This window comes from Allobosea sp. OK403 (assembly GCF_900113835.1).
Lineage (GTDB): Bacteria > Pseudomonadota > Alphaproteobacteria > Rhizobiales > Beijerinckiaceae > Allobosea.
This window is the reverse complement of sequence record NZ_FOQV01000002.1, coordinates 823,754-838,166: the sequence shown is the minus strand read 5'-3', so window position 1 is coordinate 838,166 and position 14,413 is coordinate 823,754. Positions and strand designations below refer to the sequence as shown.

At 66.0% G+C, this 14,413-nt stretch carries 12 protein-coding genes and 2 pseudogenes; 7 read left to right on the top strand and 7 right to left on the bottom strand.

Annotated elements, in window-relative coordinates:
* The first annotated feature begins 13 nt into the window (after window positions 1-13).
* From BMZ97_RS09935 to BMZ97_RS09915, 5 genes are all read left to right on the top strand, one after another.
* The gene (locus tag BMZ97_RS09935; RefSeq protein ID WP_092167892.1) at window positions 14-1,201 is read left to right on the top strand and encodes an acetyl-CoA C-acyltransferase; all 1,188 of its coding nucleotides are present in this window, start codon (window positions 14-16) and stop codon (window positions 1,199-1,201) included.
* A gap of 165 nt (window positions 1,202-1,366) precedes the next feature.
* A complete protein-coding gene (gene pimC, locus BMZ97_RS09930; protein ID WP_092167890.1) occupies window positions 1,367-2,566 on the top strand; it encodes a pimeloyl-CoA dehydrogenase large subunit in 1,200 nt (399 codons plus the stop codon).
* 170 nt (window positions 2,567-2,736) lie between these two features.
* The gene (locus tag BMZ97_RS09925; protein ID WP_092167887.1) at window positions 2,737-3,900 is read left to right on the top strand and encodes an acyl-CoA dehydrogenase family protein; all 1,164 of its coding nucleotides are present in this window, start codon (window positions 2,737-2,739) and stop codon (window positions 3,898-3,900) included.
* On the top strand, window positions 3,897-4,685 hold the full coding sequence (locus BMZ97_RS09920) for a 2-keto-4-pentenoate hydratase (RefSeq protein ID WP_092167884.1): 789 nt from the start codon (window positions 3,897-3,899) through the stop codon (window positions 4,683-4,685). Before BMZ97_RS09925 ends, BMZ97_RS09920 begins: the two co-directional genes overlap by 4 nt.
* Window positions 4,686-4,768: 83 nt before the next feature.
* On the top strand, window positions 4,769-5,764 hold the full coding sequence (locus BMZ97_RS09915; RefSeq protein WP_092167882.1) for a DUF808 domain-containing protein: 996 nt from the start codon (window positions 4,769-4,771) through the stop codon (window positions 5,762-5,764).
* Window positions 5,765-5,810: 46 nt separating this feature from the next.
* Here BMZ97_RS09915 and BMZ97_RS09910 read toward each other — a convergent pair whose 3' ends face one another.
* On the bottom strand, window positions 5,811-6,494 hold the full coding sequence (locus BMZ97_RS09910; protein ID WP_092167879.1) for a nitroreductase: 684 nt from the start codon (window positions 6,492-6,494) through the stop codon (window positions 5,811-5,813).
* 119 nt (window positions 6,495-6,613) lie between these two features.
* Window positions 6,614-8,323, bottom strand: a complete 1,710-nt coding sequence (locus BMZ97_RS09905) for a lysine--tRNA ligase (protein WP_092167877.1) — start codon at window positions 8,321-8,323, stop codon at window positions 6,614-6,616.
* A gap of 167 nt (window positions 8,324-8,490) precedes the next feature.
* Here BMZ97_RS09905 and BMZ97_RS09900 point away from each other — a divergent pair, with 167 nt between their 5' ends.
* Window positions 8,491-9,666, top strand: a complete 1,176-nt coding sequence (locus BMZ97_RS09900) for an amidohydrolase (RefSeq protein ID WP_092167874.1) — start codon at window positions 8,491-8,493, stop codon at window positions 9,664-9,666.
* On the opposite strand, the gene BMZ97_RS09895 is transcribed toward BMZ97_RS09900, so the two are convergent.
* Window positions 9,653-10,345, bottom strand: a complete 693-nt coding sequence (locus tag BMZ97_RS09895; protein ID WP_139221189.1) for an NADPH-dependent F420 reductase — start codon at window positions 10,343-10,345, stop codon at window positions 9,653-9,655. The two genes, BMZ97_RS09900 and BMZ97_RS09895, sit on opposite strands and share 14 nt — an antisense overlap.
* 17 nt (window positions 10,346-10,362) lie before the next feature.
* Here BMZ97_RS09895 and BMZ97_RS09890 point away from each other — a divergent pair, with 17 nt between their 5' ends.
* Window positions 10,363-11,292 carry a LysR family transcriptional regulator gene (locus tag BMZ97_RS09890; RefSeq protein WP_092167869.1) on the top strand — a complete coding sequence of 310 codons (930 nt, stop codon included), beginning with the start codon at window positions 10,363-10,365 and terminating at the stop codon, window positions 11,290-11,292.
* 6 nt (window positions 11,293-11,298) lie between these two features.
* Here BMZ97_RS09890 and BMZ97_RS09885 read toward each other — a convergent pair whose 3' ends face one another.
* The 4 genes and pseudogenes from BMZ97_RS09885 to BMZ97_RS31545 all read right to left on the bottom strand — a co-directional run.
* Entirely contained in the window at window positions 11,299-12,132 is an 834-nt protein-coding gene (locus BMZ97_RS09885; RefSeq protein ID WP_244546322.1) for a transporter substrate-binding domain-containing protein, read from the bottom strand.
* Between the two features lie 203 nt (window positions 12,133-12,335).
* Entirely contained in the window at window positions 12,336-13,808 is a 1,473-nt protein-coding gene (locus BMZ97_RS09880) for a mannitol dehydrogenase family protein (RefSeq protein ID WP_210188227.1), read from the bottom strand.
* Window positions 13,805-14,103 (bottom strand): annotated as a pseudogene (locus BMZ97_RS09875) (TRAP transporter large permease subunit); the annotation flags it as partial. The pseudogene BMZ97_RS09875 and the gene BMZ97_RS09880, both read right to left, overlap by 4 nt.
* Before the next feature lie 102 nt (window positions 14,104-14,205).
* Window positions 14,206-14,406 (bottom strand): annotated as a pseudogene (locus BMZ97_RS31545) (TRAP transporter large permease subunit); the annotation flags it as partial.
* Window positions 14,407-14,413: the final 7 nt, after the last annotated feature.

Sequence of the window (14,413 nt, the reverse complement as noted above, 5' to 3'; positions counted from 1 at the left end):
CAAAGCTCAGCCCATGACCGAAGCCGTCATCGTCTCCACTGCCCGCACGCCGATCGGCAAAGCCCATCGCGGCGCCTTCAACCAGCTCCGCGGCGCCGATATGGCCGCCCATGCGATCCGTCACGCGCTCGCCCGCGCCAAGGTCGAGCCCGAGGCGATCGAGGAGGTGGTGCTGGGCTGCGGTTATCCGGAGGCTGCGACCGGCGGCAATGTCGCGCGCCATGCCGCGCTTGTCGCGGGCATTCCGGTGCAATCGGCCGGCGTCACCGTCAGCCGCTTCTGCGCCTCGGGTCTGGAGGCGATCGCCCATGCGGCGCGGCGCGTGATCCTGGATGGCGTGCCGGTCGCGGTCGGCGGCGGCGTCGAGTCGATCAGCCTCGTGCAGCCGGTGGTCCGGCGCGAGTTGACCCAGAACGACTGGCTGATGGCCAACAAGCCGACGATCTACACCTCGATGATCGAGACCGCCGACAATGTCGCGCAGCGCTACGGCATCTCGCGGCAAGCCCAGGACGAATTCTCGCTGGAGAGCCAGCGCCGCACGGCCTCGGCCCAGCAGCGCCAGCTCTTCGACGACGAGATCGTGCCGATGAGCGCAGTGATGGCGGTGACCGACAAGGCGAGCGGCGAGGTGCGTCAGGAAGCGGTGACGCTGTCGAAGGACGAAGGCAACCGGCCCGATACGACGCTGGAAGGCCTGCTGAAGCTCAAGCCGGTGCGTGGCGAGGACCAGTTCGTCACCGCCGGCAATGCGAGCCAGCTTTCGGACGGCGCCTCGGCCAGCGTGGTGATGTCGGCCAAGGAAGCGGCGCGGCGTGGATTGTCGCCGCTCGGCACTTTCCGCGGCTTCGCCTCGGCCGGCTGCGAGCCCGACGAGATGGGCATCGGCCCGGTCTTCGCGGTGCCGCGCCTGCTGGAGCGCAACGGTTTGACCGTCGCCGACATCGATCTCTGGGAGCTGAACGAGGCCTTCGCCTCGCAGTCGCTCTATTGCCGCGATGTGCTCGGCATCGATCCCGAGAAGGTCAACGTCAATGGCGGTGCGATTGCGATCGGCCATCCCTTCGGCATGAGCGGGGCGCGCCTTGTCGGCCATGCCCTGCTGGAGGGCCGCCGCCGCAAGGCGCGCTACGCGGTCGTCACCATGTGCGTCGCAGGCGGCATGGGCTGCGCCGGCCTGTTTGAAATCAATCAGGGCTGATGAGTTTGCGCTGGAACCACGCCGTCATCCTGGGCGAGCGAAGCTCGTCCCGGGATCCATTATGGGGCTCCGTCGAGTCCTATGATGGATCCCGGAGCTGCGCGGCTTCGCCGCTTGTCCAGGATGACGGGGTGTTTCTGAGCGAAACGATAAGAGGAAATTGAGATGGACCTTCGCTTCACGCCTGAAGAGATTGCGTTCCGCGACGAGGTGCGGCAGTTCTTCCGCACCGAAGTCCCGGCCGAGATCCGCAAGAAGGTCTCGGAGGGCCGCGGCATGACGCGCGAGGATTACATCACCTCGCAGCGCGTGCTGAACGCCAAGGGCTGGGCCGTACCGCATTGGCCCAGGGAGTGGGGCGGGCAGGACTGGACGCCGATCCAGCGCTATATCTTCACCGAGGAGATGCTGCTGGCTGCCGTGCCGCTGCCGCTGCAGTTCAACTGCTACATGGTCGGCCCAGTGATCGCCGCTTTCGGCAATCAGGCGCAGAAGGAAAAGCATCTCGCCAAGATCGCCAATCTCGACGAGTGGTGGTGCCAGGGCTTCTCCGAGCCCGGCGCTGGTTCCGACCTCGCCTCGCTCAAGACCAAGGCGGTGCGCGAAGGCGACCACTATATCGTCAACGGCCAGAAGACCTGGACGACGCTTGGCCAATATGCCGACTGGATCTTCTGCCTGGTGCGCACCGACCCTGCCGCCAAGAAGCAGGCCGGCATCTCCTTCATCCTGATCGACATGAAGACGCCGGGCATCACGGTGCGCCCGATCATCACGCTCGAGGGGCGCCACGAGGTCAACGAGGTCTTCTTCGACAATGTGAAGGTGCCGGTCGAGAACCTGGTCGGTGAGGAGAACAAGGGCTGGGACTACGCCAAGTTCCTGCTTGCCAATGAGCGCACCGGCATCGCCCGCATCGGCCTCTCCAAGGAGCGGCTGGCGCGGATCAAGCGATTGGCCAGGGAGATGCCGGCGGGCGAGGGCACGCTCTGGGAGGACCGCGATTTCCGCGAGCGGGTGGCCGAGGTCGAGATCGAATTGAAGGCGCTGGAGATCACGCAGATGCGGGTCGTCGCGGCGCAAGGCAAGCGCGATCCCAACAAGCCTGATCCCGCCTCCTCGATCCTGAAGATCAAGGGCTCGCAGCTGCAGCAGGCGACGACGGAGCTCTTGCTCGAGGTGGCCGGGCCCTTCGCGCTGGCTGCTCCGGTGCGCTCGGGCGACCTGACCAATGACTGGCCGTTCGACTATGACTGGGCCGATGCGGCGGCGGCGAGCTACTTCAACAACCGCAAGGTCTCGATCTATGGCGGCTCGAACGAGATCCAGAAGAATATCATCGCCAAGGCGGTGCTCGGGCTGTGAGATTGATCTCGACCTGTCCCCACGCTCCATCGTCATCCCGGGCTTGATCCGGGATCCATCCTAGAGCGCTTGCGCCCTTCGATGGATCCCGGATCGGCGCCGCTTACGCGGCTTGTCCGGGATGACGCGGCGGGTGGAATGGCTGCATCGCGAACCTGAAGAGACGTATCATGGATTTCGACCTTTCTTCCGAACAGACGCAGCTCAAGGACGGTGTCGAGCGGCTTGTGGCTGCGACCTATGGCTCGCTCGAACAGCGCAAGACGCAAGGCGCCGGCCCGCTTGGCTTCAGCGAGAAGAGCTGGGCGCAATTCGCCGAGATGGGACTGCTCGGCATTCCCTTCACGGAGGAGGAAGGCGGCTTCGGCGGCGGGCCGGTCGAGACGCTGGTGGTGATGGAGGCGCTGGGCAAGGGGCTGGCGCTGGAGCCTTATCTTGCGACCGTGGTGCTCGGTGGCGGGGCGGTCAGGCTCGGCGGATCGGATGAGCTCAAGCAGCGCGTCATTCCCGGTATCGTCGAGGGCAGCTCGAGGCTGGCGCTGGCCTTCACCGAGAAGCAGTCGCGCTACGACCTCAACGACGTTGCCACCACGGCGCGCAAAGCAGGCGATGGCTTCGTGCTGGAAGGCGCCAAGAGCGTCGTCATCAATGGCGACAGCGCCCAGCATCTCGTCGTCAGTGCCCGGACATCGGGCAACCGGCGCGACCGCGAGGGCATCAGCCTGTTCCTCGTCGCGGCCGATGCGCCCGGCGTGAAGAACCATGGCTATGCGACGCAGGATGGCGGGCGCGCGGCCGAGGTCGCGCTATCGGGCGTTCTGGTCGGAGCGGCCGAATTGATCGGCCCGCTGGATCAGGGCCTGCCGATCCTGGAGCGCGTCTGCGAATTCGCCATCGCTGCGCTTGCGGCCGAGGCTGTCGGCATCATGGAAGCTCTGCATGGGTTGACGGTGGAATATCTCAAGACGCGCCAGCAATTCGGCGCTCCGATCGGCAATTTCCAGGTGCTGCAGCACCGCGCCGTCGACATGCTGATCGCGCTGGAGCAGGCGCGCTCGATGGCGGCCTATGCGGCGATGATGGTGGAGCACGACGACACCGCCGAGCGTGGCGCGGCGCTCTCGGCGGTCAAGGTGCAGATCAACCGTTCCTGCCGCATCGTCGGCCAGGAGGCGGTGCAGCTCCATGGCGGCATCGGCATGACGATGGAGTATCTCGGCGCGCATTACTTCAAGCGCCTGACCATGATCGAGAGCCTGTTCGGCGATACCGCGCATCATCTGCGCCGGGTTGACGCCGCGGGAGGGTTGGCGGCGGGCGGGCTGGCGGCATGAGTCCGGACGACAAGCTGCCGGCGGCGACGGCTTTCCTGCTCACGCATTGGCGCGGGGGAACGAAATGCGCGGCGATGCCGGAGGTTCTGCGCCCGGCGGATCTGCGCGAAGCCTATGGCATGCAGGCGCTGCTCGAACAGAGCAGCGCGTCGCCGCTGTTCGGCTGGAAGATCGCCGCCACCAGCAAGGCGGGGCAGGCGCATATCGGCGTCTCGGGACCGCTCGCCGGACGGATTCTTGCCGAGCGCGTACTGGCGGATGGCGCGACGACTTCACTCAGCGGCAACGCCATGCGCGTGGCTGAACTCGAATTCGCTTTCCGGATGGGTCGCGATCTGACGCCGCGCGAGACGGTCTATTCGCAGGACGAGGTTTTGGCGGCAGTCGAGAGCCTTCACCCCGCGATCGAGTTGCCGGATTCGCGCTTCGTGGATTTCGCCGCGGCTGGAGGCGTCCAGCTCGTTGCCGATAATGGCTGCGCCCATGAGTTCGTGCTTGGCAAGAGCACGGGAGCGGCCTGGCGCGGGCTTGATCTCGCGGCGTTCCGGCCGGTCGCGCGGATGCCAGGCCGGCCGGATCATGAAGGGCTTGGCGCCAATGTGCTGGGCGATCCACGCATCGCGCTGACCTGGCTGGTCAACGAACTCTCCGCCCTTGGCGTGGTGCTGAAAGCAGGCGAGGTGGTGACGACGGGGACCTGCCTCGTGCCAATCGCGATTTCACCCGGAGACAGGCTCGACGCTGATTTCGGCGTGCTTGGGCGGGTCGTGGTGGCTTTCTCCTAGCGCTCCCTGCTCCGGCGCTGTCATATCAGGGCCATTCATGCTTGTTTCGCTGCATTGCGGCAGAACCGGCATGGGAGGCCTCCGTGAGTTCAGGTCTGTTCGCCCTGCTGGACGACATCGCGGGCCTTGCCCATGTCGCTGCTGCTTCGCTCGACGACGCCGCAGCGCAGGCGACGAAGGCCGGAGCCAAGGCCGCCGGCATTGTCATCGACGATACGGCGGTGACGCCGCGCTATGCGGTCGGCTTCGCGGCCGATCGCGAATTGCCGATCATCTGGCGGATCGCGCTCGGTTCGCTCAAGAACAAGCTCCTGATCCTGCTGCCTGCGGCACTGATGCTGACGCTGGTTGCGCCCTGGGCGATCACGCCGCTGCTGATGATCGGTGGCGTCTATCTCTGTTATGAGGGCGCGGAAAAGCTGATCGAGCGCTTCCTGCCGCATGCCGGGCATGGCGAAACGGCGGCTGAGGCTGAACCGCTCGACCCCAAGGCGCTCGAGAACGAGAAGATCAGCGGCGCGATCAAGACCGATCTCATCCTCTCCGCCGAGATCATGGCGATCACGCTCGCCAGCGTCTCCGGCTCGTCATTCTGGACGCAGGCGGTGGTGATGGCCGTCGTCGGTCTCGGCATGACCGCTTTCGTCTATGGCATTGTCGCGCTGATCGTGAAGGCGGACGATGCCGGCGTGGCGCTGGCGAAGCGGCGCTTTGCGCCCGTGCGCCTGTTGGGTCGGAGCCTCGTGGTCGGCATGCCGTATTTCCTCAACCTTCTCGGCGCAATCGGCACGATCGCCATGCTCTGGGTCGGCGGCGGCATCATCATTCACGGCTTTGCCGGCTATGGGTTGGCCGGGCTCGAACACGTCATCCACGATCTCGCGACGGCAGGTGGCCGCGTCGTGGCTATGCTCGCGGCTGCGGTCGAATGGCTGGTGACGGCGGGGCTCTCGGCGGTGTTGGGATTGCTGATCGGCGCGGTCGCGGTCCTCGCCATGCATTTTGGCGTCGCGCCGTTCCTGAAGAGCATCAGGAAGAGCGCGCCGAAGGCTTCGCTCGATAGCCAGCCCGGCGCGTGAGTCTGCTCAGATCAGGTCGGATCGACCTGATCTGATAACGCATTCTCTAAGCGAGCCAGGTCGTGAACGCCTCGACCGGTTCGCGCTCCGGCACGAGAGCATTGGCGGGAGCGTCGGGATCGGCCTTGCCGATGGCGATACCGCAGACCACCACCTCGTTCTCGGGGATGGCGAGCTCGCGCCGCACCACCGGGTGGAAGCGGGCGAAGATCGCCTGCGGGCAGGAGTTCAGCCCATGCCCCTGTGCCGCGATCAGGATGTTCTGGACGAACATGCCGAGATCGAGCCATGAGCCGATTTCGAGATCGCGGTCTATCGTGACCATCAGCGCGACCGGCGCGTCGAAGAAACGTAAGTTTGCCGCGGTCTGACGCCTCATGCCCGCGACATCGCCCTTCTTGACGCCGAGCAGGCCGTAGAGATCCCAGCCGACCTTGCGGCGACGCGAGAGATAGGGCTCGCGGAAGCTCTCGGGATAGTAGCGATACTCTTCTGCTGCCGGCAGGTCCGGCGAATCCAGCGCTGCGAGCAGGCCGGCTTCCAGCCGGGCGCGGCTGTCGGGGCCGATCACACGGACCTTCCAGGGCTGCATATTGGTGCCGCTCGGCGCCTGCGCCGCGACCGCCAGGATGCGGCGGATGAGCGCGGGCTCGACAGGATCGGGCAGGAAGGCGCGGACGGCGCGGCGGGAGGCGATGGCGCGCTCGACGGCTTCGGCGGCATCGGTCATTCAGTTTGCTCCCGCTGCACTGTTTTCACCCTTGCGAGGAGCGACAGCGACGAAGCAATCCGGTGGGGACTGCGCGAGCCCTGCTGGATTGCTTCGGCTCACGCTCGCAATGACGAAGGTCACCCCGCCTTGCGCGCCTCGACGAAGGCCGCATGTTCGCTCACCAATTCGCCGGCAAGCGCTTTGGCGATCAGCGCGCGGGTCTCGGGGATGCCGTAGATCGCCACAAAAGAGCCGAAGCGTGGGCCCTGATCCTCGCCGAACAGCACCTGGTAGATCGCCTTCCACCAGTCGCCGCTGACGCCGGGCCGCTCGGGCGTCGCGCCCTTGGCGGTGAGGTTCTGGTAGCGCGGAACCGCGCGGGCGACATCGAGCGCCGTGTCCTGGACCATTTCGGCGGTGGCGCCCGGTGGCAGGGCTGCGAGTGCGGCGTCCAGCGCGAGGAAAGCCGCGCGTTCGGTCTCGTCGGCGGCGCGGTAGGTCTTCGCCGGCTTCACGAAATCGCGGAAATAGGCGATCGCGTAGCCGACCAGCGCGTCGAGGCGCGGATGGGTGGCAGGCGAGATCGCTGGCGAATAACGCTGCAGGAAGCCCCAGAGCACGCTCTTGTCCTCGGAATTCGCCACCGCGACGAGGTTCATCAGCAGGCCGAAGGTGATCTGCGTCCTGGTTGCGTTCTCGCCTTCCCCGGTGGCGATGATTTCCGGCTGGGGCGGCTCGCCATTGTGGATGTGCCAGGCCGGGTTGCCGAGGCGGTTCTTCCAGTCCTGGCGCTCATAGCCATTGAGGAACTGCAGATATTCGTCGACCGCGCGCGGAATGACGTCGAAATGCAGCTTCTTGGCCTCGCGCGGACGCGAATACATGAACAGCGACAGGCTCTCGGGGCTGGCATAGGTCAGCCACTCGTCGATGGTCAGGCCGTTGCCCTTCGACTTCGAGATCTTCTGGCCCTGCTCGTCGAGGAAGAGTTCGTAGTTGAAGCCCTCGGGCGGGGTTGCATCGAGCGCGCGCGTGATCGCCGAGGAGACCTTGACCGAATCGATCAAATCCTTGCCGGCCATCTCGTAATCGATGCCGAGCGCCGTCCAGCGCATCGCCCAATCCGGCTTCCACTGCAGCTTGACATGGCCGCCGGTGACGGGCGTGACGAAGCGCTCGCTCGTGACCGGATCGGCCCAGGCGATGGTACCGGCCGCGACGTCGACCTCGTCGATCGGCACCTGCATGACCACGCGGGTCCTGGGGTGGATAGGCAGGAAGGGCGAGTAGGTCGCGGCGCGCTCCTCGCGCAATGTCGCCAGCATGATCTTCATCACCGCGTCGTAGCGGGCGAGGATCTTCAGCAGCGTCGCGTCGAACTCGCCGGCCCTGTAGGCATCGGTCGATGACTTGAACTCGTAATCGAAGCCGAACTGGTCGAGAAAGGCGCGCAGGCGGGCATTGTTGTGGCGCCCGAACGAGTCATGCGTGCCGAAGGGGTCGGGCACCTCGGTCAGCGGCTTGCCCAGATTGGCGGCGAGCAGCTCCTTGTTGGGCATGTTGTCGGGCACCTTGCGAAGCCCGTCCATGTCGTCGGAGAAGGCGATCAGGCGCGTGGGAACGGCATCGCCCGTCAGCACGCGGAAGGCATGGCGCACCATCGAGGTGCGCGCGACCTCGCCGAAAGTGCCGATATGCGGCAGGCCCGACGGTCCGTAGCCGGTCTCGAACAGCACCTCTTTCTTGCCCGATTTCTCGATCCGCGCGACGAGCTTGCGTGCTTCCTCGAACGGCCAGGCGGCCGAACGCTGGGCGGCGTCAACAAGGGCGGGGTCGAAGGCGGGCATGATCAGGGCGGTCCTCTCCAGGAATTGGAAAAATGAGCCTCGGGCTTTGGCAGATCGCCAAGGGGGGCGTCAATGCATGTCGCTGGGACGGGGCATCCGCTGCGGCGGCTTGTCGATGCCCTGAGCGGGTATAGGCTAATATCTGCTTCGCCTGAAAGGACACCGCCTTGGATCGTGATCTCCTCGACAAACTGACCGCATGGCGGCGCCATCTGCATGCCCATCCGGAGCTTTCGCTTCAGGAAAGTGCGACCAGCGCCTTCGTGCAGGCGAAGCTGGCAGAGCTTGGCGTGCCGTTCACTGCCGGCGTCGGCGGCAATGGCGTGGTCGCGACGCTCAAGCGCGGGACCTCCGACCGCTCGGTCGGCCTGCGCGCCGATATGGATGCGCTGCCGATCAACGAGGCGAATGACCTGCCTTACAAATCCGGCACTGCGAATGTCATGCATGCCTGCGGCCATGACGGCCACACCGTCTCATTGCTCGGCGCGGCCGCCCTGCTGGCGAAGGACGAAAACTGGAGCGGCACGGTGCAGTTCCTGTTCCAGCCCTCGGAGGAGAACGGCCAGGGCGCGCGCGCAATGATCGCCGACGGCGTCTTCGAACGCTTTCCGATGGAGCGCGTCTTTGGCCTGCACAATTGGCCAGGGCTGGAGGCGGGCACGGTCGCCGTGCATCGCGGCCCGGTGATGGCCGAGCCCGGGCGCTTCAAGATCACATTGCACGGGGTCGCCGGCCATGCCGCAAAGCCCGATCTGACGCGCGATCCCGTCACCGCCATGGGGCATCTCATCGTGGCGCTGCAGACGATCGTGGCGCGCAATGTCGATCCGATGGATTCGGCCGTGGTCTCGATCGGGCAGGTGCATGGCGGCCTGGCGTCGAACCAGATCCCGACCAGCGTCTGGATCGAAGGCACCTACCGCACCTTCAAGCCGGCGGTGCGCGACCGGGTCGTGCAGCGCCTGCGCGACATCTCCGCGAACATTGCCGCGACCTATGAGATGACGGCGGAGGCCGCCTTCATCACCGGCGGACTTGCCACCATCAACACGCCGCTGGAGGAGGAGATCGCAGCCACTGCCGGCAGGGCTGCTGGCCTGACCGTCAGGCGCGACATGCCGGCCAGCACGACGGGCGAGGACTTCACCTATTTCCTGCAGCACCGGCCCGGCGCCTATGTCTGGGTCGGCAACGGCCCCGCCAAGGATGGCGGCGAATTGCACAATGACCGCTACAATTTCAACGACGCCATCCTGCCGGCGACGGCAGGATGGCTCGCTGCGGTCGCGAAGCAGTCGCTGGAGGGCGAACTCTCCAACACGCCGGTCAGTCGAATTTGACCAGATTGTGGATCGGCAGCGGGCCGCCGGGGAACTGGGCGAGGTGCGCGCCGAGCGCGAGCGGGCCGAGATCGATGCCGAAGAAGCCGAGGCTGTCGATCAGGGCGGCGACCTCTGCCTTGGCCTTGGCGTCGTCGCCGGAATAGAACAGCACGCGCCGGCCGCCCTCGGCCTTGGGATCTGCTTCCAGCTGTTTCGCTATGAGATGGTTGAAGGCTTTGACCAGCCGCGCGCCCGGGACGAGATCGGCGACGATCTCGCTGGAGAGGCGACCGTTCAGCTCAGCCGGCTTGAACAACGGTGCCTCGATCGGGTTGTTGGCGTCGATCACGATGCGGCCATTCCAGTCCGGCAGGCCGGCGAGCGCGCCAGGCAGCTTCGACCAGTTGACCGCGATGAGGACGATATCGGCCTTCGCCGCTTCCTCGCGTGTGCCGGCTTTGATGTTGGGACCGAGTTCCGCGATGAGCTCTGCGAGAGAGGCTGGGCCGCGGCTATTGGCGATGGTGGCGTTGAGGCCGTTCCGGGCGAGGGTCTTGGCGAAGGCCTGGCCGATATGGCCTGCGCCGATGATGCCGATGGTGGTCATTGGGAAAAGCTCCGTTCTGTTGGTGGAACGGATATCGCCCGTTTCATTGTCCCGGATTAGCCGGGAATAGCTGGAATTATTTTCAAGCATATGTTGAAAATTGCCGCATGGAGACGCTCGCCAATCTCGAATCCTTCGTCCGCAGCGCGGAGACACTGAGTTTCTCGGAGGCTGCGCGGCGATTGTCGCTGACGCCGGCTGCGGTGAGCCGCAATGTCGCGATGCTGGAGCGCAATCTCGGCGTCAGGCTGTTCCAGCGCTCGACGCGCAAGCTGACGTTGACCGAGGCCGGCGAAAGCTTCCTGCTGGGGATCGGCGACAATCTCGATGCGCTCCAGGCGGCGATCTCCGGCGTGGTGCAGGAAGGCGGGGAGCCGGCAGGTGTGCTCAAGGTCAGCCTCAGTCCAACTTTCGGGGTCGACCATATCCTGCCGCTGCTGCCGGCTTTCCTGGCGCGTTATCCCCGCATCCGGCTGGACTGGCGTTTCGAGAACCGACCGGTCGATCTGATCGCGGAAGGATTTGACGCGGCGATCGGCGCTGCGTTCGCATTGTCACCCGGCGTGGTCGCGCGGGCTCTGGCTCCGGCCCATATCATCGCGGTGGCGTCGCCGGCCTATCTCGCCGGGCGAGCCTGGCCCACGGACCCGTCCGATCTCGCCGGGCTGGACGGGATCGTGATGCGCTCGGCTCGCACGGGCCGCCCGCGGCACTGGACGATGCGCAATGCAACCGGGGCCGAGATGGCGATCGCGCAGCCGGAGACGATCGTGCTGAACGATCCCACTGCGATGTGTCGCGCGGCGCAGTTCGGGCTCGGGGTCACATTGGTCGCGGTGCCGGATGTATTGGCGGCCCTGGAGAGCGGCGCGCTGATCCGGCTCTTACCGTACTGGTATGCCGATGCCGGTTCGATTTCGCTCTATTACGCCAGCCGCACGCTGCTGCCGGCGAAGACCCGCGCCTTCGTCGATTTCGTCACCGAGGCGTTCAGGCGCGAGCGGCTGGCGCAGCGGTTCGCGGGGAGTTTGGGGTAGAGCCTTTCAAAACGGGCTCACCGGGAAGAAACGGAGATAGAGTCTTGCATAAGTCCCGTCGTCCCAGAGCGATTGCAGCGCGTAGTCGAGGCCGCGCTTCAGGGCGAGGTCGTCCTTGCGCGTGAGGAAGCCGACGCCCTCGCCGAAATAGCGGCTCTCAAGGAAGGGGCCGCCGGTGAAGGCGAGTTCGCTGCCACCGGTCGAGGCCAGCAGGAGCGAGAGCGCGACGCCGTCGGCGAAGACGAATTCGGCCTCTCCGCTGCGCAGCGCTGCGATCGCGCCCGCAAGCGTGCCGGTTTCGCGGCGTTGCACGAAGGGCAGGAGCCGCTCGAGGAAGGCCTGATGCGCAGTGCCGCCGACGACTGCGATGCGCTTGCCCTGAAGCGTGCGCGGATCGAGATCGATCTGGGCGTTGCCGCGCGTAGTGACCAGGCGGGCGGTGCTGCGGAAATAGAGATGGCTGGCGGCGAAGCGGCTACGCAATTGCGGGGTGAGGTTGAGCGCCGCCGCCAGCACGTCGCCGCGTCCCTCAGTCAGTGAATCGAGCAGGGTGTCGAAGCGGCGCGCCTGCACCGTGCAGGTCCAGCCGAGCTTTTCGCAGGCGGCGCGCGCAAGCTCGACCGAGAAGCCGGTCAGCGGGCCGTCGGCCGCGGAAAAATGCAGCGGCGGGTAATCATCATCGGTGAGGAAGCGGACGATGCGGGGCGGGCCGGGCTCGGGCCGGTCGAGCCTGATGCGCTGATCCCAGAAATTCGGGACGACGACGCGCGATTGCGCCGCCGCCTGGCTTGCGACCAGGTTCGAGACGGCAAGAGCGAGGATGGCGAACAGGCGCATCATCGGTGCATCTGGCGCGAGCTTGGCGGCGCGAGCAAGTCTCTTTCGGAGCAGCGGATGTTCGCACTCATATGCGACGTCATCCTGGGCGAAGCGAAGCTTCGGCCCGGGATCCATCGTAGAGTTCCAGAGCCCTCCGATGGATCCCGGGGCTGCGCCGCTTACGCGGCTTGTCCAGGATGACGCTGTGGTTCTGTGTGAACCTGTTAGGACGCCAGCGCGGCGGCCGTCGCTCTGGCGCCATGCTCGAACAGTTTCGCGAGCTGAGCCTCTACCGCTTGGGTGAAGGCGGCTTCGCGTGGCAGCTCCGTGCCGAAGATGCTCTCGATTCCGAGCAGCGCCCCGCTCAGAGCCTTCGCGTCGCGGCCGGCCGAAGCGGCGCGCTTGGCGAACTCTGCCGCCAACGGGTCGCGCACGTCGATTGCGCCGCCCTTTTCGTCGCTGCCGGTGACGTAACGCATCCAGGCTGCGACGCCCAGCGCGAGATGGTCGATCGGGGCGCCGGCCTTCAGCCGGTCGCGGATCGTGCCGAGCAGGCGTTGCGGCAGCTTCTGCGAGCCGTCCATGGCGATCTGCCAGGTGCGGTGGCGGATCGCCGGATTCTGGAAGCGGGCGAGCAGGGCCGAGGCGTAATCGGCGAGCATGACGCCTTGCGGCGCGGGCACGGTCGGGATGACCTCGCTCCAGAGGCCCTGCAGGAAGCGGGCGAGGACTGCATCGCTGCTGGCTTGCGCCACCGTCTCATGCCCGGCGAGATAGCCGAGATAGGCCAGGCTCGAATGCGCGCCGTTGAGCATGCGCAGCTTCATGAACTCGAAGGGCGCGACCTCTAGGACGAGCTGCGCGCCGACCTCGCCCCAGGCCGGGCGACCCATGGCGAAGGCATCTTCGATCGCCCATTGCCGGAAGGGCTCGCCGATGACGGGGGCGGCGTCGTGCAGCCCGAGCAGGCTCTCGACCTCGGCTATGTCGGCCTCGGTCGTCGCAGGCACGATGCGGTCGACCATGGTCGAGGGGAAGGCACTGTGGGCCTCGATCCATTGGGCGAGCGTGTCGTCGCGCAAGGCGGCGAAGTCGCGGATGAGGCCGCGCAGCACCTTGCCGTTATGGGGGAGGTTGTCGCAGCTCATCGCGGTGAAGGGAGCAAGGCCTTCTTTCTTGCGGATCGCAAGCGCCGCGGTGATCAGGCCGATGGCCGAGCGCGGCGCATCGGGATGGTCGAGATCGTGCAGGATATCGGGATGGTCCTCCCGGAGCCGGCCAGTCGCGGGATCGTGGCAATAGCCCTTCTCGGTGATCGTCAGCGAGACGATGCGGGTCTCGGCCGAGGCCATGCGGGCGATAAGGGTGGCAGGATTCTCGGGCGCGACGAGCACACCGAGGACGGAGCCGATGACGCGCAGCTCCGGACCGGCAGGCGCGCGCTTCAGGAAGGTGTAGAGCCCGTCCTGCGGTTTCAGCCGGTCGCGCTGATCGGGCCGCTGCAGGCTGGCTCCGATGATGCCCCAGGCACCGAAATCCCGCTCAAGCGCATCTTCGGTATAGTCGGCGAGATGGGCGCGGGCGAAAGCGCCGAGACCCAGATGGACGATGCCCGGCTTGAGCTGCGAGCGGTCATAGGCCGGGCGGCGAATACTCGCGGACAGGCCGGCGAGGCTTGTGGTCGTCAGTCTCGTCAACGGAATACACCCGGTAGCCAGAGGGACACGGCCGGGACATAGGTCACCAGCAGCAGCACGGCAATGCTTGCGCCGTAGAAGGGCCAGATCGTTTTCATCGACTGCCCGATCGAGATGTGCCCGATGGCGCAGGCGACGAACTGCACCGAGCCGACAGGCGGGGTGTTCAGGCCGATGCCGGCATTGAGGATCAGGATCACGCCGAAATGAACGGGGTCGAGGCCTTGACCACGGGCAGGAAGATCGGCGTGCAGATGATGATCATCGGCGCCATGTCCATGAAGGTGCCGAGCACTGGAGCATTTCCGCGTTTCTCCGAATCGTGGAAATGCTCCAGCTCCTTGTTTTGTCGCATTTTCTTCATGCGAACCGGTGTCCACTTCGCTCGAAAATGCTCTAGCAGGATGAGGTTGATCATCAGCAGGACGACGCTGGGATTATCGGACACCGCCTTCATCGTGCCGATCGTTGCCTGCTGCACCTGCAGGAAGGCCATCAGCGAGCCGAAGGAACCGGCGGTGCCGATCACGAGCAGCACCATTGCGGTGGTGCGCACGGCGCCCAGCGTCGCCTCGACGAAGCCGTTCCATGAGAGCTGCTGGCCC